Here is a 26,984-nt window from a genome sequence, read left to right as displayed (position 1 = left end):
CCCATCTCCGGATCAGAGAGGTTACTTTTTGTTTCTTAGTCTGATAGATATGAAAAACAACAATAGTTATATTTTTGGCCTTACCCTCGTTGCTACCCTTGGAGGGTTACTATTCGGATATGATACGGCTGTTATCTCCGGAACTGTAGAATCACTAAGAAAATTCTTTATCGAGCCCTACGGATTACCTCTCGATCAGGCTAACTCGCTGGAGGGATTTGTGGTCAGTAGTGCGCTGATCGGTTGCATCCTGGGTGCTTCTTTTGCCGGATGGGTGAGCCAGCGGTATGGTCGTAAGCCGACGTTGGTCGTTGCGGCTATCCTTTTCCTGCTCTCTGCGATCGGTTCCGCATGGCCGGAATTCGGACTGGGGTTACCTGGTAGCGGGGATCATACATATATGTATTTGTTCGTTGCTTATAGAATATTGGGTGGCGTAGGAGTCGGACTGGCTTCTATGGTTTCTCCTATGTATATCGCCGAGGTGGCACCTGCCAATCGTCGTGGAAATTTGGTTTCCTGGAACCAGTTCGCTATCATTTTCGGTATGTTAGTGGTCTATTTCGTGAACTATACTATTGCTCTGCAAGGAGATGCATCTTGGTTGCATGCTATTGGCTGGCGTTGGATGTTTGCTTCCGAGATCATTCCGGCTCTGTTATTCCTTATTTTCCTGATGTTCGTGCCGGAAACTCCCCGTTATTTGGTCATGCGTGGTAAGACAGAGAAGGCTTTGTTTATTCTCGGTCGTTTGATGGATAAGGAGGAAGCTTCGAAAGAGCTGTCGGATATCAAAGATAGTTTTAAGGAAAAAGCACCTTCCATGCGTCCTTACTTCCAGTTTATGGGAACATGGTTAGTTTTGTTCCTGATCTCTTACGGAGGATTGGAGCTGGCAGGTAATACGAGTGCTTTGGAGATTGCCTTGATAGGTAGCTTCTTTGTTTCTCTGATACTTCCGATCCGCTCATTTGGGCTTTTGATCATTTTGGTGGGTGTGCTGTTATCTGCATTCCAGCAGTTTGTCGGTATTAACGTAGTATTATATTACGCACCGGAGATATTTAAGACGATGGGTGCCGCTACCGATGCCGCATTGTTGCAGCAGATCGTGGTAGGTGCCGTGAACCTGTCGTTTACCGTATTGGCAATCTTTACTGTCGATAAGTTCGGCCGCCGTCCGTTGATGATTATCGGTGCTTTGATTATGGCTGTTTCTATGATAATACTGGGGACTACCTTCTATACGCACTCGGTAGGCATCGGTTCGCTGGTCTGCATGCTGGTTTATACAGCAGGTTTCGCCATGTCATGGGGACCGGTTTGCTGGGTATTGCTGGCAGAGATATTCCCGAACTCTATCCGTTCTACCGTAATGAGTATTGCCGTAGCCGGACAGTGGATAGCCAACTTCCTCGTATCTTGGACTTTCCCGATGCTCGACAAGAACCAGTACCTGACCGAAACATTCAACCACGGTATGGCCTACTGGATTTACGGTCTGATGGGTATCCTGGCTGCCGCTTTTATCTGGAAGTTCGTGCCCGAAACCAAAGGGAAGACGTTGGAGCAGATGGAACAATACTGGAAACGGTAGTAAAAAAATAGCCTGTTTGATACGTATTTGTTGATTTTTCAGCCTTTCGAGTCATACTTAAGCCTGAAAAGCTTATATTTGCATCTCCGGTGAATATTAAAGGGAACGGAATGCAAACAAGCAAAACAATACATATACTAATTGGTATCGGCCTTTTACTCTCTGCCGCCCTTGGGGCAACAGAGAGTAGGGCCGATACCCTTTTTCTGCCTGATTTCGCATCCGACCTGCGTTACATACCCGAGATGCAGGCCCGTGCAGCCGACAGTATCTACCTTCCGGGAAACAACGAAACCCGGATCCCCGATCGCGACAGCCTTCTGGCCCTTTGCGCACAAGTCGGATACGAAGCGATAGAGGATCAGATGCAACGTTATTACGAAGAAGCCATCGACGCCGTCCCCGAGGATGCCGACCGCCGCGAAGCCGTCCGCCGGATGCGTGAAACAGTCGGACGGATCGGAGGGAGCATCCTCAGGCGCGAACTGGAATATGGCGAAGCTATTGCCCTGCCCGACAATACGCCGGAAAAGCGCGATAAGAAAATAGCCGTATTCTACGCCCTTGCCGATAAATCCGTCGCCCGCGGGGATGCCTCTATGGAAATGAGGGCGCTTATCTATATCTTCCGCAAACTCTGCATACAGGAACAATACCATGCCGCTTTCCTTTGTGCCGAACGTATTGCCGGACGGCTGGAAAAGATATCCGACGCCGATTACCCGGAAAAGAAAAATATCCGGTACGACTTGGGACGTGCCTACTTCGACTTCCGCGATTACGAACAAGCCGTCCCCCTCCTGAAAGCAGCCCTCAGCGACGAATCCGTTCCGCGTTTCTATAATATGTATAACCTCCAGGCACGTAATGTACTGGGTCTCTATTACCGGGAGACCGGCCAGTTGGACAGTTCCGACTACTATTTTCGCTCCATGCTCGAATGTAAAGACCGTGTCAAGCAGCGTCCCATGTTCGACTGCATCGCCTTGAGCAACCTGGCCTCCAACTACCGCCTGCGCGGCCGGTACCGCGAAGCACTTACCTTGCATGCTGCGGCTTTGCCCGCCTCGCAGGCGGAGGGTGATCATAGCTTCACCTCGGGTATCTACGTCGGGCTGGCGGACTGTTACCTGGAACTGGGCCGTCCGGATAGCTGCAAGGCCATGATCGACAGCGCCCTTTACCATATCGAACAATGGCCCTGGGTGATGTCGTACCGTTCGTGCGACCTCTATCCGGTGATGGCCCGCTATTATGCCCGCATCGGCGACCGGGAGCATTCGATTGCTTATATGGACTCGACTACGGTGGCAAACCGCCGGCAGGACGAAAAATACAGTGGCCTTCTGGTTCTCCGCGCCAAACAGGAACTGTTCGAGTCGGAGCGTGCCCGCAAGGAGGCGCAGCTCGTTACCTTCCGTCACGTTTCGGTCATCATGAGTGTGACCGCGGGGGTAATCTTTGTCGCCCTGCTCGTCATCTCCGTCCTTTACAGGAAAAAGCATCAGGCTTATCGCAGGCTGGCCGCCCGTAGCCGCGAATGGGCGGAGCAGGTCCCGGCTGTCGTGCCTCCGGCAGAGGCAGATGCTATCGACAGGACCCTGATGGAAAATCTCGGCCGCCTGACCGACGAAGAGCAGATTTACCTCGACCCGCACCTCGATCTCGAAACCCTGTCGCAACGCATGGGTGTTCACCGTAACATGATCTCGAAAGCTGTAAATACCGTCCACGGCAAACCATTTTCCGCATATATCAACGAATGCCGCGTTCGTCAGGCCATCCTGCTACTTTCCGATCCGGCCAACGACAACCTTTCGCTCGAAACCATCGCTTTCGACTCCGGCTTCTCCAACCGCCAAACCTTCTACCGTGCCTTCAAGGTACAAACAGGTCTCAACCCGGCTACTTTCAGGAAGAATAGGGGGTAGGATGAAACATGGGAGTTATTGAATAACCCCGTCTTTAAAGCGGTTGACTCAACAAACACATCTGATTATTCGGCAAATTCCCCCACTATTTTGTAACATTTTGCAAAATGTTACAACATTCTCCCCCTTTTTCTTCACCTTGCGGCATAAAAATAAAGCACATGATAGGAATGCAACACATCGATGATAGGAATACCGCCGTACCCGATTGGTTCGTCGCTTATTATGATTCCGGGTATTTTTGGGTAGGTATGGCGGTGCTGAGCCTGCTGATGGTCGTATTGATCGTGCTGGCGTGCCGGCTCTATTTCGAGATGAAAGAAGCGCAACGCATCCTCGACGAACACGAAAAGGAATAAACAAACATAATTATCACTAGTATTAATTTTAAACATTAATTACCATGGCAACAAAAAAGTATGTATGGAAATTCGATCTCGAAGAGTATCTGATGACAAAGGACGTGAAGGAAGACTTCGCGGCCAAGGTGAAACCGATCCAGACGTTCTACATGGCGGACGTGGCACGTCTCATCTCGGAAGAACGTACCGAATACCGTGTCGATACGATCGTGAACATCACCAAGCTGGTGGAGGAGAAAATCCGCCAGTTGGTTTGCGGAAACAACATTGTAGTGACCGACAACGTGCAGTATTCGCCCGCCGTCAGCGGCCTTTTCCTCGGGAAAAAAGGCCTGGTGGACCCGGCGAAGAATAAAGCCGTTATCAACATGATCGGCACCGCCGCCATGCGTGCCGAGGCCGATCTCGTAACCCTCGAATTTTCGGGCAACGTGCGCGACATGGGCGGCGCCGGCTTCGGGCTGGTGAAAGACGTGACCACCGGCAAGACCGACGGCACCGTCACCCCGGGCGGAATCCTCGACGTTTCAGGCGTGAAGATACGCAGCGTCAATGCCGACGGCAGCGGGTTGGGTACGCTTACCCTGGTCAACATGGCCGACCGGACGGTGGCTGCCACCATCACCCTGTTGGCTATCAACGATCCGAAACGTTTGATGTTTAACATTCCTGCCGATCTGGCGGAGGGCAGTTACCAGCTCACGCTCGAAACCTGGTTCAGCACCAACAGCTTGCAACTCAAGCAGTCGCGTACCCTGGTCTATGCCATTCCGCTGGTGGTAGGCAACCCCGGTGGCGGCGGTGAAGACGATCGTCCGGTGATCGAATAAACCCTATCCCCGGGCATGGATCGGCTCGACGGCGTCGAAGGCTTCCTCTCACCGGCGTCGGGCGCTTCCTCTCGATGCCGTCGAATCGCCCGTTTCGATGGCATCGAACAAGCCGCTTCGATTTCACCCGGCAGGCAAACGGCTCTTCCGGCATTTACAAACAAGCTAAAATGATATCACTTATGAAACATGTTACATCTTATATATTTCTGATTATGGCCCTCCTGCTGTTCGGAGTAAACGGGGCGGCGGCACAAGAGCAAGACTGTCCTTTTAAGGTTTCCGTTGTAGAGGGAAAAAATACTGATATTTCTTACGATAATAAAGTACTTTCCATTAGAAGTAGTGAAAACGTAACCATTACAGGAAACGGAAAACCTACCGACTGGGGAATTGAAATAGAATCTTTAGCCACCTATCTCCGGGTGACAATAAAAGACCTGAATATCGAAAGAAAAGGGGTACCTCTGAAAATAGAGAGGGGGGAGCCCGGTACTATCATAATAGAAGGAACGAACCGGTTTGTTTCGACAGGCTCGTCGGGAACTGCCGGAATAGAGGCCGGATATCTCTACTTAGAAGGAAGCGGTTCCCTGACTGCCATAGGGGCAAAAGGAGCCAACGGTACTGGCGGAGGAGCAGGGATCGGTGATGGATCATCCCTGACCATAGGGGGTGGCATCATCCATGCCGAAGGCGGGGCAGGTGCGCCCGGCATCGGTGTAAGCGATCCTGCAGAGGACATGACGATTCAGATCATCGGAGGCACGGTAACCGCCATCGGCGGTGGCGGCGAAAATCCGGCTCCCGGCATAGATGGCGGTACCTCCTCCAATTATCCTTCCATCGAATTAAACGCCTTTGTCATAGCCATCGACGGGACGGATCACGAGGGTAACCCTGCGACTACCGAGATAAAGAGACATAGTAAAGGCCTGTTTATCCGGGGCAAGCAACTGCCCGGCGGCACCATCGAGCAGACCTCTTCCGCTCTGGTAGGCAACGTCACATTGGAGAGCAACGCCGAAATTCCCGCTTGGGCTACGGTCACTATCGGCGACGGGCAAACCTTTACCATTGGCCCGAATGTCACCCTTACGAATAGCGGCACTATCTACAACAAAGGAACCCTTACAGGCAACCCCATCACGGGTAATTTGCTGTACCATAACATCACCTTTAATGCCAACTATTCGTCACTCCCTGCTGTTGAAAAATATATCCTTCAAGGCGATGCACTCCCGACCGATATCTTCACCCGTCCGGACTACACCTTCCAGGGTTGGTACGACGTTTCCGGTGGCGGAGCCAAAGTAGAGACCATCGACAAGCCGCAAACCCTCTATGCCCGGTGGAAGGCGGTGCCCGAGCCTGAGCCCGAACCCGAACCGACCCCAATCTACTACACAGTCACCTTGCCCTTTGTAGAGGGTGCCGCGACCGACCCCGTGGCAGGTGATTACGAGATAGAATCGTGGAGCACCTTCCGCTTCTACCTCACATTGGATGCAGATTACAGCGAGTCGCAACCCGTAGTCACCACCAGCCGCGGCGAGACCCTTCAGCCCCGCACTTCCGACGGCGCCTACCTGGTGAAATACGTGCGCACCGACGTGGAAATCTTCATCGACGGCATTGTGAAGAACCTGCCGCCCGTAGCCAACGAACCGATCCGCGCCGCCGCCTCCGAGCCGGAGATATGGAGCGAAGACGCTTGCCTCTGCATCCGCCTGCCGGAAGGCATGCCGACGTCGCCCGTCCGTATCTTTACACCCGAAGGTCGCCTGCTCGACAGCTTCCGTTCAGTCCCGGGACTGAACCGTCGGCAATTGCCGACGGGCATCTATATCGTACAGGTCGGTGCGACGGTGCGAAAGGTGGCGGTAAAATAGTCCGTTATGACATAAACAACTAAAAACAACATATCATGGAAGAGAAAACATTTATCAGCAACAACCATCTGAACGGCGTATTCCGGGTACACCAGGAAATGCCCATCTTCCAGGTGCGCGGTTACGATATGGCAAACATCTCCTTTCCTTACGTGAACCGTTTCAGAAGAAAGCCGGGCGAAAGACCTGACGGAACCGCCCCTAAAGGCGAAGGTAAGGGTGCCGAGTATTATCCTTTCGACAAAGATGATCTGAATACCTGGAAGAAGTATTGTTTAGAGGGATTCGAAAAGGCAAATAGAGATGACAATATATGGCAAATTTACAATGAGAACATTCGATTTTGTGGAAATGGCGATGCGAGTAATAAAAACCTGGGAATCGGTCAAGACGGAGAGTTCTACGGTTCTGAACTCCTGCATTTCCTCTATCTGTGCTACCGTTTCCTATACGTTATAAATAATAAACAAAACCAATAAGATAGATTATGAAACCGATAACAACTTACCGACAAACAGTCTGCCGCCTTTTGGCGGCTCTGTTCTTCCTCTGTCTCTTTGCCCCGATGGCGGCAGGGCAGGATAACCCGGCAACGGATAACTGGAAAGACCATTTAAATAGCGTGGATAAGCTGGCAAACACGGGTGGTGGCAACGGCTTATCCTGGGAGAATGCCATCGAGATAGCCTCCGCCGAAGAGCTTGCCTACTTCGCGCAGCAGGTGAATAGCCAGGGTGACATCGCTTTGGGTAGTGGCGGCGGCCCGATCGAGCATAATGGCAAAGGTGGCGACGCAACAGGCTTTAAAGGCTACTACTTCGCCCTCGCCGCCGACATCGACCTGTCGGATTATGATTGGACGCCAATAGGGAACGATACTAATCCTTTCGAAGGTAATTTCGACGGCCGGGGGCATTGTGTGAACGGCCTGAAGGTGATGAAGGTCGAAACCGGTAGGGCTGTCTATGCCGGCTTGTTCGGCTATGCGTATGTCGGAACCCTCCGTAACCTGGGTGTCCGTCTGGCGGATGCGGGGATACAGGCAAATTTGACGGAAGGTTCTGCTTATGTCGGTGGAATAGCCGGGTACGCTTATGAAATCTTTAACTGCTATGTAGTGGGAGAGGGGACTATTGAGGCAAGTATTTCAGGATATGGTTTCAATGTCAATGGGATCTGTGCCGGTGGGATCGTAGGATATATTGTCACTGGAGGTTCGCTTACTAATTGTTATGCTACTGTAAATGTAAAGGTAGAACCTAAAAGTACGGTTTATGTTGGTGGTATTGTCGGGTATGGTAGTTCTAATTCAACGATCTCCTGCACCTATGCCACGGGAGATGTTGAAACGGGAACAGGAGAGAATAAATATTACGCCGGCGGTATCTGCGGATATTTGCAGAACATACTCAAAAACAGTTTGGCCGTCAATGGACGGATAATAGGAGGCAACCCATTAAGTAACCGGATAGTTGGTAAAAATGAGAGTAATTCCGCTCTCACCGACAACTACGCCTCCCCCGAGATACGGGTAAACGGGAACTCGGTAATCGGCGGTGCAGCCAATGATGCGAATGGCAATCCCGGGGTTGATCTTGATAACTTTCGTTCTGTAATTACCTGGGGCAAAGGCTGGGATACAGATGATGATATGCATCTGCCGCAATTAATGATGCAAGAGGGGGAGGATGAAAATGGTATCCCCACTTACTCCCCCTGGCCTACCGGCAACGGTTATACCCCTCAACCCTTGCTCGATGCCACCCGGTATCTGAACACTGAGTTTGCTGGCGATGGCAACGAGGATAACCCCTACCAGATAGCAAACCGTGTCCAACTGGCTTATTTGGCAAAACAGGTGAATGCCGGGAAGGACAATGGCGGGACGGACTACGAAGGCAAGTACTTCATCCTTACGGCTGATATTGATTTGTCGCCGTTTTTCTGGACGCCGATAGGGAAAGACTATGACCATTCTTTCAAAGGCAATTTCGACGGCCAGGGACATTGCGTGAAGGGGCTGAAAGTGTACGTGGAAAGCGATGGGATATATACTGTCTGGGCCGGTTTGTTCGGCTGTACGAATACCGGAACCCTCTGCAACCTGGGTGTATGGCTGGCGGAGGAGGGAGTACATATTGTCTATTCCGGGTCATCGGATGCCTATGCCGGAGGAATAGCCGGACAGGCTGAATATATCTTCAACTGCTATGTGACGGGAGAGGGAGAGGTAAAGGCAGAGGCTACATTTCCTTCTCAACGCGGACCCAGGTTGTGGGTCGGCGGTATAGCGGGATACATTACCGGTGCTCTCTCGGATTGCTATGCTATTGTCGATGTAAAGGCAGGAGGAATAGGTCGTTTAAACTATGCCGGCGGCATTGCGGGAAACGCCTCTATTGAGAGCACTTTTTCCCGTACCTATACCACGGGAGCTGTGGAGGCGGCAAGTGGTACGGAGAACTACGCCGGCGGTATCTGCGGGCGCATCGATAAGGGTACTCTTTCATATAACCTGGCCTTGAATTCAGAGATAACGGGAGACGAAGGAAAGAGCGGTCGGATAACCGGGTTACTAAATTATGCGTCCTCTTCCGCTAACTATGCCTCCACAAAGACGAAATGCAACTCTAAGGACAACCTGTACGGTTCCGACGGTACCCCCACCTGCCTGGAAACCTTTCTCGATGATCTGAAAGACAATGGCAAAGGCTGGGGGGATAGCTGGGATATAAGCAACGACGGCAATCTTCCGAAGCTAAATATGAAGAAACAGGATGGCGGCTATGAACCCTGGAACAAGTCCGCCACCGCGCAGCCGTCGCTGCTGGCATCAAACTATCTGTCTGCCTTACCGAAGCTCCATATCGTTTCCCTCACCGGAGGAACCCTGACGGCAAGCGACCAGGACGGAAATGACGTGCCCAACGACACCAAGATTCGCCCCGGCACCTCCCTGACACTTACGTATGCCGAAAACACCAACTACCGCTTCTCGCGATACCTTTCCGGCAGCAGTGCCGACAACCTGCAAGCCCTTTCCGGCAACACGATCGAAATGCCTGATGCCGACCTGTGGCTGAGTGCCGACTTCAATTACCAGGATCCCACGCCGCCACCGCCACCGCCTACGGTTTACTACACCGTCTCCCTCCCTTCGGTGGAGGGTGCCGTCACCGACCCGTCAGCCGGCAGCTACGAGGTGGAGTCGTGGAGCACTTTCTGTTTCTATCTCATGCCGGAGCCTGATTACAGCGAGTCGGAACCCGTAGTCACCACCAGTCGCGGCGAAACTATCATGCCCCGCACTTCCGACGGCGCCTACCTGGTGAAATACGTGCGCACCGACGTGGAAATCTTCATCGACGGCATTGTGAAGAACCTGCCGCCCGTAGCCAACGAACCGATCCGCGCCGCCGCCTCCGAGCCGGAGATATGGAGCGAAGACGCTTGCCTCCGCCTGCCGGAAGGCATGCCGACGTCGCCCGTCCGCATCTTTACGCCCGAAGGCCGCCTGCTTCACGCTTTCCGTTCAACCCCGGGGTTGAACCGTCGGCAACTGCCGACGGGCATCTATATCGTACAAGTGGGGGATACCGTCCGTAAAGTGCTGATAAAGTAGCTTTTGACACACGACCCCTACGAGGATGGTCATATTGGTTCGAATCCGGAAATAATTGAAATATCAATGCAGGGTAAGGGTAGAATCAAAATCAGCCAGGTTGTTTTAACACATAACAACCTGGCTGATGAATTATTTTATGGTTAATAAGAAACTACAATTCCTCGATCTCTTTTACTGACAATTCAGTAAACTCAGCGATCGTTTCAATAGCGACTCCTTGCTTTTTCATTTTTGCTGCGATAAAACGCTGTTTTTTCGCCTCACCTAGCTCTATGCCTTCTGCCTTACCTATCTTTATCCCTTTTTCCTTAGCCTTTTCCACTGCATATTCCGTCGTAGCATGCCAGTCGCGGTAGATCTTCAGGTTCTCTTCGTAAACGGCACGCTCATGATCGGTCATGGCATTGAGGTTCGCCACGTCGAGCAAGCGTCTGAAAGCATCCTCTTTCTCCTTGAATGGAGACATATCAAATAAATTCATATTCTTCAATATATAAACCGTATTTTCAAGAGGAGTCTTACATTCCTCTTTCGTTAGATTGAACAAGTCGAACGACAGATAAATCTGTTCCTGACGGGAGACCATTCGACAAAGATAATAGAATCCGCGGTTAAAGAAATAACGTTGCGGGCAATTCTGCATCTCCAAAATAAATTTACTACCGTCTACATCTTCGCAAAGGAGATCGAAGATCACCGTACGTTGTTCTACTACTTCCGGTTGGATTTCTTTATCGAGATAAGTCAGGTCTTTGACTTGTCGCTCACCCAAGAGGGCGGCATTGATAAAATCAATGGCTACTTGCTTTACTCCGAAGACAGTTTTAAAGCCCTCATCAAGCATGATATTCACGTATCTTTCCATATGTTAATGGTTTTAATGGTCTGTTATCCAATAGCGGGTAACGGGGCAAAGATAGTCGTTTTTTATTTATTGCAATGGCGGGATATGCTTTTCTTTCAAGAGAAAAGTAATATTCAAATCTGATAAAATTCGTACATTTGCCGGCAGTAAACGATATTGAATATGCCTATTATAAAACGGATTCTGATCTGGTGCAGGAATATCTTTCTGTTTCTTTTTATATCCAGCATCCTGGTGGTGGTGGCGTATAAGTTCGTCCCTGTTTATTATACGCCGTTGATGCTGACGCGGTTGTACGATCAGTACAAGGGAGGGAAACCCTTCAAACTGGAACATAAATGGGTTCCGTTGTCGCAGATAGCACAACCGTTGGTACAGGCGGTTGTCGCTTCGGAGGATAATTTGTTTCTCGATCATAACGGTTTTGATATTGAACAGATACAGAAAGCACGCGATGAAGCGGAAAAGGGGAAACGCGTACGCGGTGCCAGTACTATCTCTCAACAGACAGCTAAGAATGTATTTCTTCTTCCTGCTAAAAGTTATATAAGGAAAGGAATCGAAGCCTACTTCACCCTCTTGATCGAGTGGATATGGGGGAAAGAAAGAATCATGGAGGTCTATCTGAACTCCATCGAGATGGGCGACGGTATTTATGGAGCAGAAGCGGTAGCCAAGGCCCATTTTAAGAAGCAGGCTTCTCGGTTAAATCGCGAGGAGGCTGCGTTGATCGCTGCATCTTTGCCGAATCCCAGGAAATTTAATTCCGGTAAACCTTCTCCCTATATGTTGAAACGACAGGGACAAATCCTTTCCCTGATGGGTAAGTTGTTGAAGATACAGATGGGTTACGGAGCCGGTGAGATCGATAATACGAACGGAAAAATAAAAAAGAGAAAGAAATGGAGAGCTTCACTTTTCACGACCTCGGACGCATTGATTATGCAGATGCGCTAAAGGTTCAGACAGATGCTTTTGAAACCTTGCTTCAGGCAAAGAAGGAGGGAGGCAGCGAAGAAAATAAGTTGTTCTTCTGCGAACATCAACCCGTGCTGACGATCGGAAAGAGCGGGAAAGATGCCAATCTCCTGATACCGGAACAACTGTTGCAGCAGCGTGGCGTCTCTTTCTACCATATCAACCGGGGAGGGGATATTACCTATCACGGCCCCGGGCAGATAACCGGTTACCCGGTCTTCGACCTGGAATATTGGCAGTTGGGACTCAAACTGTATATCCATCGGCTGGAAGAGGTCATTATTCGTTTCCTCGCCCTTTACGGGATACGCGGAGAACGTCTCGACGGTGCTACCGGCGTATGGATCGATCCGGATGTAAAAGGACGTGCCCGCAAGATCTGTGCGATCGGAGTAAAGAGCAGCCGGTTCGTTGCTATGCATGGTTTTGCCCTGAATATCAATACTGACCTGAGTTATTTTTCCCTGATTAACCCTTGTGGGTTTACGGATAAAGGTGTGACCTCGCTGGAGAAAGAATTAGGGGAAAAGCAGGATTTCAAACAAGCTAAAACACAGCTTCATTCATTATTTTCAGAACTGTTCCCCTGATGGAGTACAAGATACATTTTGCCCCTTTGCAAGGCTATACGGATGCCGTGTACCGGGAAGTGCATGCACAGGTATTCGGAGGAGTCGAAGCCTACTATACCCCTTTTGTGCGGGTGGAGAAAGACGGTTTCCGGAACAAGGATCTTCGGGATATAACGCCCGGCAGGAATGTAGCTACTCCGGTCGTTCCCCAGTTGATAGCGGCCACGCCTAACGAATTCCGGCGTCTGGTAACTTTATTTCTCGGACAAGGATACCGGCAGGCAGATATCAATATGGGGTGCCCTTTCCCGATGCAGGCGCGTCTTCACCGCGGAGCAGGTATCCTGCCTCATACGGGAGATGCTGCCGCCCTGTTGCAGACAGCCCGTGAATTTCCGGAAATGAATTTCTCTGTCAAGCTCCGGTTAGGATGGGATTCACCGGACGAAGTCTTTGCTTTGCTTCCCTTTATCGATTCGTTGCCGCTTACACATGTGACTTTGCATCCCCGGATAGGGCGGCAACAGTACAAAGGGCATGTGGATATGGACAGCTTTACCCGTTTCTACGAAGCATGTGCACACCCGCTTTTCTATAACGGCGATCTGAACTGTCCGGCCGATATCGACCGGATCATTCGCTTGTATCCCCGGTTGAGCGGGGTGATGTTGGGACGCGGCTTATTGTCTTCCCCCTGGCTGGCGAAGGAATATATGGCAGGAAAGGAGCTGCCGGACACGGAAAAGAAAGCCGGACTGTTCCGTTTCCATACACTTTTATTTGAGAAATACAGCGCCATACTTGAAGGCGGAGAGCACCAGGTGCTTGCCAAAATGAAAACTCTTTGGGATTACCTCTTGCCGGACGCAGAAAAACGTTTGCGGAAGAAAATACTTAAAAGCAACCAGTTATCTACTTATCAGCAGGCGGTAAAGGAGTTGTTACAGCCGTAGTATCCGTCTTTGCCGGCGAGATAGTATCAGCCGGAGCAAGCGGCACGATCGGCAGCAGTCTTTTCCGTCGGCGGAAGAACTCGGAAATGTTACTGAAGTCTTTCCTGAACATGACACCTACCCCCTGGGTCGTTAAGGCCCGGTTCAGATACTTATACATATCATTGGCATGGTTGTAAGCTTTCAGACGGATTTCTCCGCTTGGGGTCAGCTTATACTCCAGGTCAAATTCACCGACGAAGTCGTTCTTCCCCTGGTTCATATTATTTCTGTATCCGAAACTACCGTTGAATAACAGGCGATTGTCTAGTAATTGGCTGGATAGCAACATTTCCACTTCCGTATCTTGTATGCCGTCATCGCTGGTGCGGATGTTCGTACCGATCTGTACCTTGTCCGTCAAGCTGTTGAGTATGCTCGACAGTTGGGAGGAGATGGCGGAAGAAGCCACGGCGCTAAATTCGCTCGAACGGTAGGCGTTCTGGCTGTATTCAGGGGTGTAGAATTTGTTCAGCACCAGGAGGTAGATAATTTGGCGCGTCATCATGTCTTCCGTATCGACCAACGCTTTCATCTGACGTTCTATTTCTTCGTTTGAACCGGGAAGTTCCAGGTCGAACGAGATAGCTGGGCTGCGTAACATGCCGTCGAGGTTAAGTACGCAGTTGACGGGTATGTTGGTTCGCGGACTTTCCAGTGCCAGGTTTTCATCCAGGTCGCGCAGGTTGGCAGTTACATTATAAATGGCATTTATTTGCATCGTGGCATTGAACGGGTCGCCCCGGAAGTCGATGGAGCTGCCTTCACGTATCTTAAAGTCCTTATGGATGATCTGTTGCAAGCTGAAATTATAGTTACCCTTGATGATGCCCATGTTTCCATACATGCGTAAATCAGTCTTTGTCCCATATTCTATCTGCATGCTTCCGCTGCAATTACCGGTGATCTTATCTCCGGCAATTGGATCCATGATCAGCTCGATATTGGCATCAGGTGTAATATCGAGCAGGAAGTTCATACGCATTTCAGCACCTTCTTCTTCGTTGGTGGCAGCCATTTTCAGGGAATCGGGCGAGATTGTCCCGTTGGCAATCGATTCCTTTAACTGTTTCTTATCGACGAATGTGATAAAATCATATTCGGCAGCCGTTGTATTGTTTATGAAGTCGAGTGTGATGGCCGTTTTGGGATCGTTTCGCATATTGATGTCGAAGTTGATCAGCTTGTCATTTCCTTTGATCGACGCCGATCCGCTACCGAAGACTGTTCCGTAAATCAACGGATTTTGCTTGCGGGTCGCATTAAACACCAACATATTGTTTGTCTTGACATTCACGTCGAAACTGACATCTTTGAAATGATTGTGATAGACACTCATGTTGACGATACCCGGATTACCGAACTCGTCATGGACGGTCAGGTTCCGCATATTGATGGAACCGGCATCCAGATGGATGGAGTCGGAGAAGGTATAATACGTATTCGTATATTCGATGCCCAGCCCGCCGTCCAGCACATACGCATCTCCCTCGACAGTCAGCGACTTGAACGGACCGTGCAGGTGGACGTTTCCGAAACCCCGTCCTTTCATATTCTTAGCCACCTTTTCCACAAAGGGGTGGAGAAATCCCAGATTGATATCGTTGGCTCCGAAGAATAAGGACAACCCGGCATTCTGTCCTACCGGGAAGATGTAACCGCTTACGTCGGTCCATGTCGTATCGTTCTTATAGATACTGCCGAGCATCAGGATACCCTTTTGCTCATCGTCCCATTCGCTGAAAAGGTTCAGCCTGCCCAGCGGTGTCTGGTTGAATGAGAAGTCTTTTATCTCCAGATCGGTGTTCAGCATACGACTGCCGTACAGGTCGCTTATATTAAATGTACCTGTCGCTTTCCCGGCAAATTGCAATACCGGGATATTCAGTATATCGAAAATGTATTTGAGTTCGACCTGTTTCAGGTCCATCAAAAGCGTATCCGATGGATTTTTGGAGATGTTTCCGTCCAGCAGCAACGATTGTTTCTCATTGCCTACCCGGAATTTACGGATACCTATCTGCCCGTCGGAAATTACAATATTCGAGGGATGGATGGTCCACAAAGAATCGTTCAGCACCAGTTGGCTCTCCTTGACGGAAATATCGGTTCGCAGGGTAGAAGGCCTCTTTTCCTGTTCTTTTTCAGTGAAGAGGGCAGACGCCGACAGCTCGGCACGGAACACCTTTTCCTTATTGTTCGCCCAGCCGATCAGCGTATTGATCCGGTTGTCGCGGGCATCCGCTTTCAGGTCGAGGTAGTTACGAAGTCCTTTCAGGTTGTAGTTGGTTGCCCTCAGTTGCAGGTTGATATTATCCTGCGGGTTGTCGCAAGTCAGGTAACCGGATTCGAACAGGGAGTTTCCCAGTTTGAATTTAGGGAGGAAAGCCTCGATGCGGAATTTATTATACAAGTTATTGTAGTGTCCGGTGATGCGTGCCTGGTTGACCATCGTCACCGGCAGTTTGAGTGTTTCGGATATCTTTTCCGTATTCTCTACTGTCAGCAACAGCGAGAAATTGTTCTCTTCTACTTCTTTTTTCTTCTGCGTCGCATTGATCAGTGCTGGGATATATCCTTTGAAAGTGTTCATAAAACTCGGTACGATCGTGGTAAAGGAGTATGCACCGGTAACCTCTCCGTTCAGGATATCGGACGAGATAGTCAGATGGCGGTCCAGTGAATGTCCGGATGCCGTTACCTGGAATTTTTTCAGGAAGAAGCTGCTTGGAGCCGTCAGGAACGAAAGGCTGTCTATCGTGATATTACCTTCCAGGTTATCGATATTATTCCCCGTAAAATCGGCATTCAGGGATAGCGAGATATCCGGCGATTCATATTTGTCGATCAGGTTGAGGCTGTCGGGACGAAAATGTTCCAAATTGGCGGTGAAGTTGAACATAGAGTTCTTCCCCTCGTGGCGGAACATACCCTGGGCATGCAACTTCCCGTTCGGGTCGTTCACCTGTACCATGCCGTCGAAGCTGTTCTTTTTGAAATTTCCGGACAGCTGGATATCCTCGTACTTGTATTTTTTGAACTCGAACTCGTTGATGTTCGCTTTAATATTTCCGAAGAAACTGCTGTTGTTGTAGCGTTTGGCATCCAGCGAGATGCTCAGGCGGGTGTTCCCGTAAGGGTTGCCATCGTTGAACAGTTCGTTCAGATGCAGGCCGGAGGTAGAAATATGTCCTTTCAGGTATGCCGCAACATTGTTTTCTTTGTCTGTACCGAATATCATGTCGGTCTGCACCGAACCGATCGCCGAAGAGAACTTTCCGAACGCCACCAGGTTATCGAAGAAGCCGGATATCTCTCCGGTAAAATTGATCGTACCCAACCTGACGATAGGATCGGGCAGCACGACCGGCTTCTTGTTGAAATTGTTTACCAGGCCCGCCAGTCCGTCGGTCGTGATATACATCTTGTTTACCTGTCCGAAGATATAGGCATCTTCTGGATGGCTGATCCCTTTCAGGTCCATTTTTCCGATAAACAGCATCTTGTCGCTGTAACGGATTGTCAGCCGTTGCAGGTTGATATTGTTGACGGAGCCGGACGCTTCTGCCGATAATTCGATGGTCTCAGTGAAGTTGCTGAAAGCCGGGACGAAAGGAGAGAGGTCTTTCAGACAGATTTGCGACGGGGAAATATTCAATTCCAACGGGGCATGGTTTAGCAGCTCGGAAGCGTTCTTTACTTCCTGCATGTCGATCTTTGCCCGGCTGATTTTCAAATCCGTTTCCGGTAGTTTTATTTCGAAATTGTTGATGAAAGCACTGTCGCGGTTGCTGATAACGTTCATCGACAGTTTATTCAGCGTAAGGCCGGAAGCCTCGTCGAAGCTCATCTTTTTGATGTTGGCGTTCAGGCTGTCCTTGTTGAAGGCCTTCATGGAAATCTTCGCACTCAGGTTTTTGATAGCCACATGTCTGGCGTTGAATTTTCCTGGCGTTTCGGCCTCGCTTTGCACGTCGTACCGGAAGTTTCCCCGGCGGATCAGGATCGAGTTGAAACGCAGGTCGATATTCGGATTCTTCTTGATCGTGTCCCTGCTGGCAAAAGCATCCAGCACGAACTGGAGATTGAGCGGACTTTCGGGTGTCTTTTTTTTGAGATTGACGGAAAAACCGAATAGCCGCACGGTAGTGAAAACGAATTTTCCTTTAAACAACGGAAGAACTTCAAAGCCCGCCGCTACATGATTGGCTTCGAATAATGTCTGACCTTCCTGATCTTCGAGGTATAAGTTGTCAAGGACCAAACGGTTGAACCATTCGATATTCACATTTCCTATCTTTACGGGCACACCGAGATGGCCGGATAATTCGGTCGATGCAATGTCGGAAACCTGATGTTGGATGTAGGGTATCTTCAACAAGATAAAGGGCATCGCATAGAATATCCAGAACAAAACAAGTAGGGTAATGATTATGTATTTGAGTCCTCTGATATCTTTACTATATTTTAAACGCAAATCTACAACAATATCGCGATAGAATTCATTAAATTTGCACAAAAAAACGAGAGAAGAGTATGAGTGTAACAATATTGGGGATAGAATCATCCTGTGATGATACTTCCTCTTCCGTAATACGCGACGGCGTGATGCTGTCGAATGTGATAGCCAGTCAGGCGGTTCACGAAGCATATGGTGGCGTGGTTCCCGAGCTGGCTTCACGCGCACACCAGCAGAATATCATCCCGGTGGTGGCAGAGGCTATCAAGCGTGCAGGTATCGATAAGTCGGAACTGAGCGCCGTTGCGTTCACGCGCGGGCCGGGGTTGATGGGATCTCTGCTGGTCGGAACCTCCTTTGCCAAAGGGTTTGCGGCTTCTTTGGACATCCCGATGATCGAGATCAACCATTTGCAGGCGCATGTACTGGCTCACTTTATCAAGGAAACGCCGGAAGACGATCATGCTCCCTCGTTCCCGTTCCTGTGTTTGCTGGTGTCGGGCGGTAACTCGCAGATCATCAAAGTAAATACTTATAACGACATGGAGGTGATAGGGCAGACGATAGACGACGCAGCGGGCGAAGCCTTCGATAAATGTGCGAAGGTGATGGGGCTGGGTTATCCGGGTGGTCCGGTGGTGAACCGCTTGGCCAACGAAGGAAATCCGAAAGCCTTTACTTTCAGCAAACCGCATATTCCGGGATACGATTATAGCTTCAGCGGGCTGAAGACTTCTTTCCTCTACACCTTGAGGGATAAGCTACAGGAAGATCCGGACTTCATCGAAAAGAATAAACGTGACCTTTGTGCCTCTCTTCAGTCGACAGTGATCGATATCCTGATGGGTAAGTTGCGCAAGGCAGCGAAAGACCTGAATATAAAAGAGGTGGCGGTGGCCGGCGGTGTTTCGGCAAACTCCGGTTTGCGTGATGCCTTCCTCGACCATGCGAAGCGGTATGGTTGGAAAGTGCATATCCCGAAGTTCGCGTTTACTACAGACAACGCGGCGATGGTTGCCATCACTGGTTATTATAAATTCCTCGATAAGGATTTTTGTCCGATGGACGCTGTTCCGTTCTCACGGGTGGTTATTTAAATTACTTTTGGCTTGATCCAAAAGTAATCAAAAGATCAAGGCTGCACCGGCTTCGCTGCTACGGGTGAAGACTACGCTTGAAAAATCCGAAACTCGCTGCGCTCAGACAGCGGATTTTTCCGGGCCGCTTCGTCTTCCCCCTTCGCTTACGCTCACCCGCTGAGGCCTTTCAGAGAGCGCTTTGCGCTCTTTGAGGATTGCCGATACCGACACCTTTAAAACAGGCGGTATCGGCAATTCTAAGAGGAAGCTTTGCTTCCTATGTCAGGCTTCAGCTGGTGAGCGTAAAGCGCAGCAGCCGGAGAGAGCGCCCGGAGCATCTACCGTAGGGGTCGTTCGTGAACGACCCTTACCTATCGACAGCAAACGTAGGATGCGGAGTAGCGAGGCAGGTGCAGCCTTGAAAAGCCCGGTTAAGTGAGTGCATATCCAAGCTCGCTTGGATATGCCGAACGATAGGGCTTTGGCCGTCTGGACGGCAACTTTTGGTTACTTTTCTTTCAAGAGAAAAGTAACATTCAATTAGATAAAAACAATATGAATTCAATAAGCGAACAATTAGGCAAACTTCTTCGAACGAAGAAGTTGTCGATGGGGACGGCGGAAAGCTGCACGGGTGGCCGGATAGCCAATATGATCACGCTGGTGGCAGGTAGCTCCGATTATTTTGTCGGGGGAGTTGTCTCTTACAGCAACGAAGTGAAACAGCATGTATTGGGTGTTTCGGAAGAAAGTCTTCGCCAGCATGGGGCCGTCAGCCGCGAAGTGGTGGAACAGATGGCGCAGGGAGCGATCCGTACCCTCGGATGCGACTGTGCTGTAGCGACTTCCGGTGTTGCAGGACCCGGCGGAGGAACCCCGGAAAAACCGGTCGGCACGGTTTGGATCGCCGCAGCCCTGAAAGGTGAAATCGTCTCACATTGTTTTCATTTCGGAACGGTCAGGGCGGAAAATATACAGGCGGCGGCGGATGCTGCGTTGACCCTGTTATTGGACTTGTTACAAAAACAGTATGGATAAATTCATAGAACAACAGCGGGCGGTTTATCCCATGTCCGACGAAGCGATCCGGTTGCTGGTCGACGAGATGGAGGAGGTGGCTTTCTCGAAAGGAGAACTTTCGACGAGGGAAGGCGACCGCGACCCGTTTGTCAGGTTCGTCAAAGAGGGATTGGTCCGGGCATATGTCGAACTGGATACGAAAGATATCACCTTATGGTTTGCCAGCGACAGCGAAATGATCAATTTCGTTTACCGCGACATCTCGGTCTATAACGTGGAGATGGTGGAGGATACCGTCCTGTTCCGCATCCCTGCCACGAAACTGGACAAACTTTTCGAACAGTCGCACGATATCGCTATCTGGGGATTGAAGCTGCTCGACTATTACCTGCGGGAATATGAGAACTATTTTATCAACGACAGTTGGAGTGATGCCCGCGAACAATACGAGAGTCTGATGCACTCGCGCCCGGATCTGTTCCAGCGAGTGCCGTTGAAACATATCGCTTCCTACCTGCAGATCACGCCGCAATCGTTGAGCCGTATCCGTTCCTCTTCTAAATAAAAAGAGCAAACCGAAATTATCTTATGGTAATTTTTCTCTGAAAAGACCTCCTTACCTTTGTAGCCGGAACCAAAAGCAAGTTGTTTTATGAGTAAGGAAAAAGCTCTCTTCCGCCAGGAAAGAGAGAGGTTATTGTTGACAGGTGAGATTCCCCGGTTATTTACAAAGTATGCACTTCCCGGCGTGGCGGGACTATTATTTCTGGGTATCCAGTCCGTGATCGACGGGATTGTGCTCGGACGGTTTGTGGGCGCTAATGCGCTGGCTAGTGTGAATCTGATCTTACCGTGTTATAGTTTGATCTCGGCGTTTGCCATCGTGATGGGCATCGGGGGACAGACGATTGTCAGTATCAGTCTGGGAAAAGGTGATAAGCAGGAAGCGGACAACGCGTTGCGTTCGGTATTCCTGTTCCTGATTGCCATGTCTTTGGCGGTGAGCCTGTTGATTTATTTATTTGCGGGAGAGATCGCTTCTTTCCTGGGGGCGAATGCAGTGTTGCAGGGGGATGCCGTAGGATATATCCGGGCATTGGTCCCTTTCTTCCCGTTTTTGTGTACGATGTTCTTCGGCGACTATATCATTAAGGCGATGGGGCATCCCTTGTATGCGACTTCGGTCATGGGGACGACCGTGATCCTGAATATTATTCTCGACCTCGTGTTCGTTGCCGTATTGGGTTGGGGCATGATGGGAGCCGGACTGGCGACCGGTATTGCCTTTACGATCGGTGCTTGCCTGAATGTGCCCCGGTTGTTTTCGCGTCACGAAGTCGTTGCCGTCCAACGTGGACGCTACAATTGGTGGCTGGTATGGAATGCTTTCTATAACGGGTCCTCGGAGGGTATGTCTGAACTGTCGGTAGCAATTACCGTTTTCCTCTTCAATATCACGATGATGAAGTATCTGGGTGAAAGTGGGGTGGCGGCGTTTACGGCAATCAATTATATCCTGTTTATCGGAACCACCATATTCCTGGGGATATCGGATGGTATCATACCTATTATAGGATATAACTACGGGGCGAAGAAGCAGGAACGTATCAAGTCGATCCTGGGACTTGCCGTGCGGGTTAATTCCGCGATCGGGATCGGTTTGTTCCTGGTATTGTTATTGTTCGGCGAACAGATTATCGGATTGTTTTTCAACGATCACAGCAACGAGGCCTTTGCTATTGCGTCGCGAGGTGTCTCGATCTATTGTTTTGCCTTTTTGTTGTGTGGTCTGAATATCCTGGCATCCAGCTATTTTACGGCTATCGGGAATGCGAAGATTTCGATCATTATATCAGCTTTGAGAGGACTCATATTCGTAGGAATCGGCATACTTGTCCTCCCCGCTGTATTCGGTATTGACGCCATCTGGTATGATATACCGATCGCTGAGATTTGCACGTTGTCAGTCTCTTACTGGCTGGTGCGCAGGTCGTTAAAGAGATAAGGTTGACATACTGGCAGCCTACTCTTCTTCAGTCTTTTCATTCTCTTTTTTGTCTTGTTGCAAAGACTGAATATTTTTGGCATTAAGAGGGGTGACAACTGGCTGTCCTGTCTTTTCCTCCAGCTCCAACCTGGCGTTGCGTGCTACTGTAGCTCCTTGTCGGGCTACTTCAGAGTGCTCATCGAAAGAGTCTGGACCTATGGCTTCCGAGATCTCTTTCGTTGAAAGCTCTGCAAGCATGTTTAGAACTAATTCTTTGTTAGTCATGTTATCACGCAGGTTCTCTTTCTTTAGGTTCTTGAATTGTTTGTATTCTTTTGCCGTTTTTCCCGCCCATGTCTTATAAATAATATCTGTAAGAGTAGCGAACTGTACGCCTTCTTCCAGGCCGTGACGTTTCCATTCATCAGTCAGGTCTTTACGTATCTCGATACTTTTAAGACGTTGGTTGATCCAATTGTCGGAATAGCCCAAACGTTTGTAATCGGTCATAGCCTGTTCGATGGATAATTCCGGGTCTTGCATCTGGTCAAGGCGCTCTTTTGCTACCTGAGCCATCCAGAGTTTAAAAGGCTCTGCCTTAGGCGAAGGGACAGACTGGATCAGGCGGAAAAGTTGCTCGGTGGTGGCTACGTCGGTTTTGTAGTATTTGCCATCACCAGAGGGCATTTTCAGTTGTACGATTTTAGCGTACAACTGACTTCCTTCTTTTGATAACTTACGTTTCAAGTCGCTCCAATAACGACGTGGGTTATCACTATCCGTCAATACGGCAATTACATCCACTATGGAAAAATACCATTCTTCCGTTTCGCTATCCCATACGGTGCGTACTTTTTTTTCTTCAAAGATTTTGATTGCATTTTGCTGTGTCATAACTTGCTGTCTTTATATCTGTTGCTTTAATCCTCGGCTATTGTTTTAGCTATTAACTGATACCCTTTTTCGTTCGGATGCAGGCCGTCGTTGAAAAGCGATTCGTCGATCTTGCCGGTGGGCAGGAGCAAGGTTGTTCCGGCATCGCTGAACAGGCAGTTTTCCTCGTTTGCCATTGTGCGGATTTGCAGGTTGATGTTTTTCACCCAATCCTCGTGTTCCCGGCGGGGAAGGATACCGATCACTTTAACCGTCGCTTTCGGTTGGCGGTTACGGATAGCTGTGATGAGGAAACGCAGACCTTCTACAATATCTTTGTCCGGGCTGATTCCCATATTGTTCGTTCCGATCATCAGGACAACCTTATCCGCTTCATATCCATCCAGCTCACCGTGGTAGATACGCCAAAGTACGTTCTCTATACGGTCGTAACCGTATCCCAGATTCTGGAATCCGGCCGGTTCCATGATCTTCTTCCAGCTTTTCGCACCGTTGCTTCTCGGTCCTGCCGGTTCTCCTCCCCAGAAATGAGTGATCGAGTTGCCGAGGATGACGGCTTTGGGTGGGTTTTGCTCGATATGCTTCAGGATGTCGCGGTGGCGGGTCTGCCATTCGTAATTGTTCGGTTCGCGACGTTGGGTAACAGGCTGAGTCGTCGGGCGGTCGCCTACCGGCAGCCGGAGGATGTCGCGTACTTTCTTTTCAACGGCTGTGGCCTGGTAGGTGGCTCCGAGGTCGGAAGGGTGTACATAGTCTACCCAGGCATCGGGCGGAAAGTTCAGCTCTTCATGTGTCAGGTAATACAGGTCTTTGACACCTGCTTGCAACAAGGCTTCGTATCCTTTGCGCGAAGCGGCGTTCAGGCGGGTATATAATTCGTATTGTCCTCGATTGCTGGGAGCGTTGCTGTATCCGGCATGTTCTACCAGGAGGATGGGAGCGTTTCGTTTTTCTCGGATTTGTTTGACGGCGGCAATTACCAGGGCGGTTACTTCTTCATTGGTTTTTTGTGTGAGGTTGGGCAGGCAATCCAGGATGTAGAGGCGGGCATCCTGCTCAACGATGTAGTTTAGGACTGCTTTTTCGAGTTGCCCGTTGCCTGAAAATCCCAGATTGATCAACGGATAGTCCAGCGAACGTTGCAGGATGTTTGCCCACGCCATGCCGGGGCGTGAGGAGCAAGCGCCCTGTGCGATGGAAGTACCGTAAAGAACGACCGGCTTCTCCGGCGATTGGGGAATGAAAGTCAGTTCGGTTCCTTCCGGTGTGCCGATCTCCATCCATTTGATACTATTATATAAAGGTAAGTAGAGCCTGTATTCAAACCCGCGGTTATGGAACTTGTCTTGTCCCAGGTTTGTATAGCTGTATCGGATCGTATCTCCGAATGAGTAGTTACCGAAACAGAAACTCCACTTGCCCTCGCTGTCGATGCTGTACAGGTCGAGCCCCGATACGCCGGTCGATTGCATGTGCGGCATAGCATACCCACCGCTTACCTGGTAACGTACGGTTATTTGGGGGGAGTTGCAATAAAAATGAATAGCCAGTCCGGCAGAGTTGCGGGAGAGGTTCCAAACCGGTTCCCTGACTTCCGCCTTTGCCCGGTCGGGCAGGCGTACATAGGTCTGTCCGATCTCATCAGGCCAGCCTTGGTTCTGAATTACGGGGAAACTTGCCTCCATCGGATTCTGCCATTTCCATTCTGCCCCGGCAGAGAGGCATACCATACATAGAATAAAGATACTCAACAGTCTTTTCATAGGTCGATCTATTTGTTTACAATGCTTTTTGATACAATATTGACAAAGATAATACAATATTAGAATTTTTGTTTTCGTTTATTCGTGTATATTTGCCTCAGTTAAAAACAAAAATTCAGATACGATGAAAGCACAAGTATTGCTTACTTTCCTGTTGTTGGGAAGCATGCCTTTATTGGCTCAGAAAAGTTATCAGTTGCAGTCGCCCGACAGGAAACTGCACACTGTTGTGACGGTTGGAGATAATGTAGAGTTCTCGTTGAACCATGACGGGACGGAGGTGCTGGCTCCTTCTGCCATATCTATGACCTTACAGACCGGCGAAGTGTTGGGAGGTAACAGCCCTAAAGTTTCGAAAGTGACGAAAGGTTCCGTCGATAAGTCGATCCCGTCGCCGTTTTATAAGAAATCGGAAGTAAGCGATATATATAATGAGATGACGATCGCTTTCCGTGGCGATTACAGTATCGTGTTCCGCCTGTATAACGACGGTATGGCCTATCGTTTCGTGACGAAGAAAAAAGGAGATATGATCGTGAAAGATGAAGAAGCATCCTATAACTTCTCTACCGACCATAAGACCTTCGCCGCTTATGTGAACAGCACCAAGCCGACTTTCGAAGAACAGTTCTCCAATTCATTCGAGCAACCTTATTATAATGAACCGATCACCAAGCTGAACGACAAGCGCCTGATGATCCTGCCGTTTCTGGTCGATCTCGGAAATGGAAAGAAGGTTTGTATCACAGAGGCCGACCTCGAAAGCTATCCGGGTATGTTCCTGAATAACACGACAGACAAGCCTTCCCTGAAATCAGTCCATGCCCCGTATCCGAAGGTGAAACAGCAAGGCGGACATAACCAATTGCAGATGCTGGTTAAGGAACGCGAGAATTATATAGCGAAGACAAAAGGAAACCGTTCTTTCCCCTGGCGTGTATTCGTTGTTTCGGAAAACGACAAGCAGTTGGCCGATTGCGATATGGTATATCGCCTGGCGGCTCCCTCTCGTATAAAGGATATCTCCTGGATCAAACCGGGTAAGGTAGCTTGGGATTGGTGGAACGACTGGAATATTTCCGGAGTCGATTTCCGTGCCGGTATCAATAACGAAACGTATAAATATTATATCGATTTTGCGGCCGACCATGACATCGAATATGTGATCCTCGATGAAGGATGGGCTGTAAACCTGAAAGCAGATTTATTGCAGGTGATCCCGGAAATCGACTTGAAGGAGATTGTATCGTATGCAAAATCGAAGAATGTGGATATTATCCTGTGGGCCGGTTACTATGCCTTCGACCGGGATATGGAAAATGTGGTGAAACATTATGCCGATATGGGAGTGAAAGGTTTCAAGGTAGACTTTATGGATCGCGATGATCAGGAAATAATTGACTTCTTGTATCGTTCGGCGGAGACTTGTGCCCGTTATAATATGTTGGTCGACTTCCACGGGATCTGTAAACCGACCGGGTTGCAGCGCACCTATCCGAACGTGATCAATTATGAGGGTGTGAACGGACTGGAGCAAATGAAGTGGTCGCCCGAATCGTACGATATGGTTACTTACGATGTGACTTTCCCGTTCATCCGTATGCTGGCCGGTCCGGTCGATTATACCCAGGGGGCTATGCGCAATGCGATCCGTCAGAACTACCGTCCGGTCAATTCTGAACCGATGAGCCAGGGAACACGTTGCCGCCAGTTGGCTACTTATGTGATCTTCGAATCGCCTCTGAATATGTTGTGCGACAATCCGACGAATTATATGCGTGAAAAGGAATGTACGGAATTTATAGCAGCTATCCCCACCGTATGGGAAGCAACCCAGGTGCTCGATGCAAAAGTATCCGAATATATAGCAATAGCTCGCAAACAGGGCGACAACTGGTACGTAGGTGCCCTCACCAACTGGGAACCGCGTGAGCTGGAGCTGGATCTTTCTTTCCTGGGTGACGGCGATTACAAACTGGAACTTTTCAAGGATGGTATCAATGCCGATCGTGCTGCCTGCGATTATAAAAAAGAAATCATCCCCGTCCCGGCTGATCGTAAGTTGAAGATCAAGATGGCTCCGGGAGGAGGGTATGCGGCCAAAATCTGTAAATAATAGTATCCGTTAGATCTTAGTA

General features: G+C 49.6%; 20 protein-coding genes. 16 read left to right on the top strand and 4 right to left on the bottom strand.

The features are described 5' to 3' along the window. The first annotated feature begins 49 nt into the window (after positions 1-49). The 7 genes from xylE (at position 50) to P3L47_RS19850 (ending at position 10,234) form a co-directional block, all read left to right on the top strand. Complete coding sequence (gene xylE, locus P3L47_RS19880; RefSeq protein ID WP_277781896.1) at positions 50-1,597, top strand: D-xylose transporter XylE; 1,548 nt, start codon at positions 50-52, stop codon at positions 1,595-1,597. Positions 1,598-1,707: 110 nt separating this feature from the next. Beyond that, the gene (locus tag P3L47_RS19875; protein ID WP_277781895.1) at positions 1,708-3,528 is read left to right on the top strand and encodes an AraC family transcriptional regulator; all 1,821 of its coding nucleotides are present in this window, start codon (positions 1,708-1,710) and stop codon (positions 3,526-3,528) included. Between the two features lie 161 nt (positions 3,529-3,689). Further along, complete coding sequence (locus P3L47_RS19870) at positions 3,690-3,887, top strand: hypothetical protein (protein WP_129733941.1); 198 nt, start codon at positions 3,690-3,692, stop codon at positions 3,885-3,887. 44 nt (positions 3,888-3,931) lie between these two features. Continuing rightward, positions 3,932-4,720 (top strand): DNA-binding domain-containing protein, encoded by a 789-nt coding sequence (locus tag P3L47_RS19865; protein ID WP_277781894.1) that lies wholly within the window; start codon positions 3,932-3,934, stop codon positions 4,718-4,720. Positions 4,721-4,902: 182 nt separating this feature from the next. After that, complete coding sequence (locus P3L47_RS19860; protein WP_277781893.1) at positions 4,903-6,612, top strand: InlB B-repeat-containing protein; 1,710 nt, start codon at positions 4,903-4,905, stop codon at positions 6,610-6,612. 35 nt (positions 6,613-6,647) lie between these two features. Further along, positions 6,648-7,091, top strand: coding sequence for a hypothetical protein (locus P3L47_RS19855; protein ID WP_277781892.1), 444 nt, complete (start codon positions 6,648-6,650; stop codon positions 7,089-7,091). A gap of 8 nt (positions 7,092-7,099) precedes the next feature. Further along, positions 7,100-10,234: a GLUG motif-containing protein gene (locus tag P3L47_RS19850; RefSeq protein WP_277781891.1), complete on the top strand. Its 3,135-nt coding sequence runs from the start codon at positions 7,100-7,102 to the stop codon at positions 10,232-10,234. Positions 10,235-10,388: 154 nt separating this feature from the next. Here the strand turns inward: P3L47_RS19850 and P3L47_RS19845 are convergent, their stop codons facing one another. Then, on the bottom strand, positions 10,389-11,102 hold the full coding sequence (locus P3L47_RS19845) for a PD-(D/E)XK nuclease family transposase (protein WP_277781890.1): 714 nt from the start codon (positions 11,100-11,102) through the stop codon (positions 10,389-10,391). A 162-nt stretch (positions 11,103-11,264) separates the two neighbouring features. On the opposite strand from P3L47_RS19845, the gene mtgA reads away from it, so the two are divergent. Genes mtgA through P3L47_RS19830 form a run of 3 tightly spaced genes read left to right on the top strand, consistent with a single transcriptional unit; the run spans position 11,265 to position 13,605 of the window. Further along, positions 11,265-12,059 (top strand): monofunctional biosynthetic peptidoglycan transglycosylase, encoded by a 795-nt coding sequence (mtgA, locus tag P3L47_RS19840; protein WP_277781889.1) that lies wholly within the window; start codon positions 11,265-11,267, stop codon positions 12,057-12,059. Next, the gene (gene lipB, locus P3L47_RS19835) at positions 12,005-12,670 is read left to right on the top strand and encodes a lipoyl(octanoyl) transferase LipB (protein ID WP_277781888.1); all 666 of its coding nucleotides are present in this window, start codon (positions 12,005-12,007) and stop codon (positions 12,668-12,670) included. Before mtgA ends, lipB begins: the two co-directional genes overlap by 55 nt. Next, a complete protein-coding gene (locus P3L47_RS19830) occupies positions 12,670-13,605 on the top strand; it encodes a tRNA-dihydrouridine synthase family protein (protein ID WP_277781887.1) in 936 nt (311 codons plus the stop codon). The genes lipB and P3L47_RS19830 overlap by 1 nt, the downstream gene beginning before the upstream one ends. On the opposite strand, the gene P3L47_RS19825 is transcribed toward P3L47_RS19830, so the two are convergent. Then, entirely contained in the window at positions 13,565-18,037 is a 4,473-nt protein-coding gene (locus tag P3L47_RS19825) for a translocation/assembly module TamB domain-containing protein (RefSeq protein WP_277783720.1), read from the bottom strand. The two genes, P3L47_RS19830 and P3L47_RS19825, sit on opposite strands and share 41 nt — an antisense overlap. Before the next feature lie 143 nt (positions 18,038-18,180). Here P3L47_RS19825 and tsaD point away from each other — a divergent pair, with 143 nt between their 5' ends. The 5 genes from tsaD to P3L47_RS19800 all read left to right on the top strand — a co-directional run bounded on the left by tsaD (position 18,181) and on the right by P3L47_RS19800 (position 22,207). Then, positions 18,181-19,200 (top strand): tRNA (adenosine(37)-N6)-threonylcarbamoyltransferase complex transferase subunit TsaD, encoded by a 1,020-nt coding sequence (gene tsaD / locus P3L47_RS19820; RefSeq protein WP_277781886.1) that lies wholly within the window; start codon positions 18,181-18,183, stop codon positions 19,198-19,200. A gap of 181 nt (positions 19,201-19,381) precedes the next feature. Beyond that, a complete protein-coding gene (locus P3L47_RS19815; RefSeq protein ID WP_277781885.1) occupies positions 19,382-19,621 on the top strand; it encodes a hypothetical protein in 240 nt (79 codons plus the stop codon). A 116-nt stretch (positions 19,622-19,737) separates the two neighbouring features. Continuing rightward, positions 19,738-20,220: a CinA family protein gene (locus P3L47_RS19810; RefSeq protein ID WP_277781884.1), complete on the top strand. Its 483-nt coding sequence runs from the start codon at positions 19,738-19,740 to the stop codon at positions 20,218-20,220. Next, a complete protein-coding gene (locus P3L47_RS19805; RefSeq protein ID WP_277781883.1) occupies positions 20,213-20,767 on the top strand; it encodes a Crp/Fnr family transcriptional regulator in 555 nt (184 codons plus the stop codon). Before P3L47_RS19810 ends, P3L47_RS19805 begins: the two co-directional genes overlap by 8 nt. Positions 20,768-20,854: 87 nt before the next feature. Beyond that, the gene (locus P3L47_RS19800) at positions 20,855-22,207 is read left to right on the top strand and encodes an MATE family efflux transporter (RefSeq protein ID WP_277781882.1); all 1,353 of its coding nucleotides are present in this window, start codon (positions 20,855-20,857) and stop codon (positions 22,205-22,207) included. 18 nt (positions 22,208-22,225) lie between these two features. Here P3L47_RS19800 and P3L47_RS19795 read toward each other — a convergent pair whose 3' ends face one another. Then, positions 22,226-23,083 carry a BRO-N domain-containing protein gene (locus P3L47_RS19795; protein WP_122374485.1) on the bottom strand — a complete coding sequence of 286 codons (858 nt, stop codon included), beginning with the start codon at positions 23,081-23,083 and terminating at the stop codon, positions 22,226-22,228. Between the two features lie 26 nt (positions 23,084-23,109). Beyond that, positions 23,110-24,846, bottom strand: coding sequence for an SGNH/GDSL hydrolase family protein (locus P3L47_RS19790; RefSeq protein ID WP_277781881.1), 1,737 nt, complete (start codon positions 24,844-24,846; stop codon positions 23,110-23,112). Positions 24,847-24,970: 124 nt separating this feature from the next. Here P3L47_RS19790 and P3L47_RS19785 point away from each other — a divergent pair, with 124 nt between their 5' ends. Then, positions 24,971-26,962, top strand: a complete 1,992-nt coding sequence (locus P3L47_RS19785) for a retaining alpha-galactosidase (RefSeq protein WP_122360456.1) — start codon at positions 24,971-24,973, stop codon at positions 26,960-26,962. Positions 26,963-26,984: the final 22 nt, after the last annotated feature.

The sequence above is a fragment of the Parabacteroides chongii genome, assembly GCF_029581355.1.
GTDB lineage: Bacteria > Bacteroidota > Bacteroidia > Bacteroidales > Tannerellaceae > Parabacteroides > Parabacteroides chongii.
This window is presented reverse-complemented; position numbering and strand designations above follow the sequence as displayed.

Coding starts and splice junctions, on each gene's coding strand:
- P3L47_RS19800 (WP_277781882.1), top strand. CDS start 20,855: ATGAGTAAGGAAAAAGCTCTCTTCCGCCAGGAAAGAGAGAGGTTATTG.
- P3L47_RS19870 (WP_129733941.1), top strand. CDS start 3,690: ATGATAGGAATGCAACACATCGATGATAGGAATACCGCCGTACCCGAT.
- P3L47_RS19805 (WP_277781883.1), top strand. CDS start 20,213: ATGGATAAATTCATAGAACAACAGCGGGCGGTTTATCCCATGTCCGAC.
- mtgA (WP_277781889.1), top strand. CDS start 11,265: ATGCCTATTATAAAACGGATTCTGATCTGGTGCAGGAATATCTTTCTG.
- P3L47_RS19845 (WP_277781890.1), bottom strand. CDS start 11,102: ATGGAAAGATACGTGAATATCATGCTTGATGAGGGCTTTAAAACTGTC.
- P3L47_RS19855 (WP_277781892.1), top strand. CDS start 6,648: ATGGAAGAGAAAACATTTATCAGCAACAACCATCTGAACGGCGTATTC.
- P3L47_RS19830 (WP_277781887.1), top strand. CDS start 12,670: ATGGAGTACAAGATACATTTTGCCCCTTTGCAAGGCTATACGGATGCC.
- P3L47_RS19850 (WP_277781891.1), top strand. CDS start 7,100: ATGAAACCGATAACAACTTACCGACAAACAGTCTGCCGCCTTTTGGCG.
- lipB (WP_277781888.1), top strand. CDS start 12,005: ATGGAGAGCTTCACTTTTCACGACCTCGGACGCATTGATTATGCAGAT.
- P3L47_RS19875 (WP_277781895.1), top strand. CDS start 1,708: ATGCAAACAAGCAAAACAATACATATACTAATTGGTATCGGCCTTTTA.
- P3L47_RS19790 (WP_277781881.1), bottom strand. CDS start 24,846: ATGAAAAGACTGTTGAGTATCTTTATTCTATGTATGGTATGCCTCTCT.
- P3L47_RS19810 (WP_277781884.1), top strand. CDS start 19,738: ATGAATTCAATAAGCGAACAATTAGGCAAACTTCTTCGAACGAAGAAG.
- xylE (WP_277781896.1), top strand. CDS start 50: ATGAAAAACAACAATAGTTATATTTTTGGCCTTACCCTCGTTGCTACC.
- P3L47_RS19795 (WP_122374485.1), bottom strand. CDS start 23,083: ATGACACAGCAAAATGCAATCAAAATCTTTGAAGAAAAAAAAGTACGC.
- tsaD (WP_277781886.1), top strand. CDS start 18,181: ATGAGTGTAACAATATTGGGGATAGAATCATCCTGTGATGATACTTCC.
- P3L47_RS19865 (WP_277781894.1), top strand. CDS start 3,932: ATGGCAACAAAAAAGTATGTATGGAAATTCGATCTCGAAGAGTATCTG.
- P3L47_RS19785 (WP_122360456.1), top strand. CDS start 24,971: ATGAAAGCACAAGTATTGCTTACTTTCCTGTTGTTGGGAAGCATGCCT.
- P3L47_RS19825 (WP_277783720.1), bottom strand. CDS start 18,037: ATGCCCTTTATCTTGTTGAAGATACCCTACATCCAACATCAGGTTTCC.
- P3L47_RS19860 (WP_277781893.1), top strand. CDS start 4,903: ATGAAACATGTTACATCTTATATATTTCTGATTATGGCCCTCCTGCTG.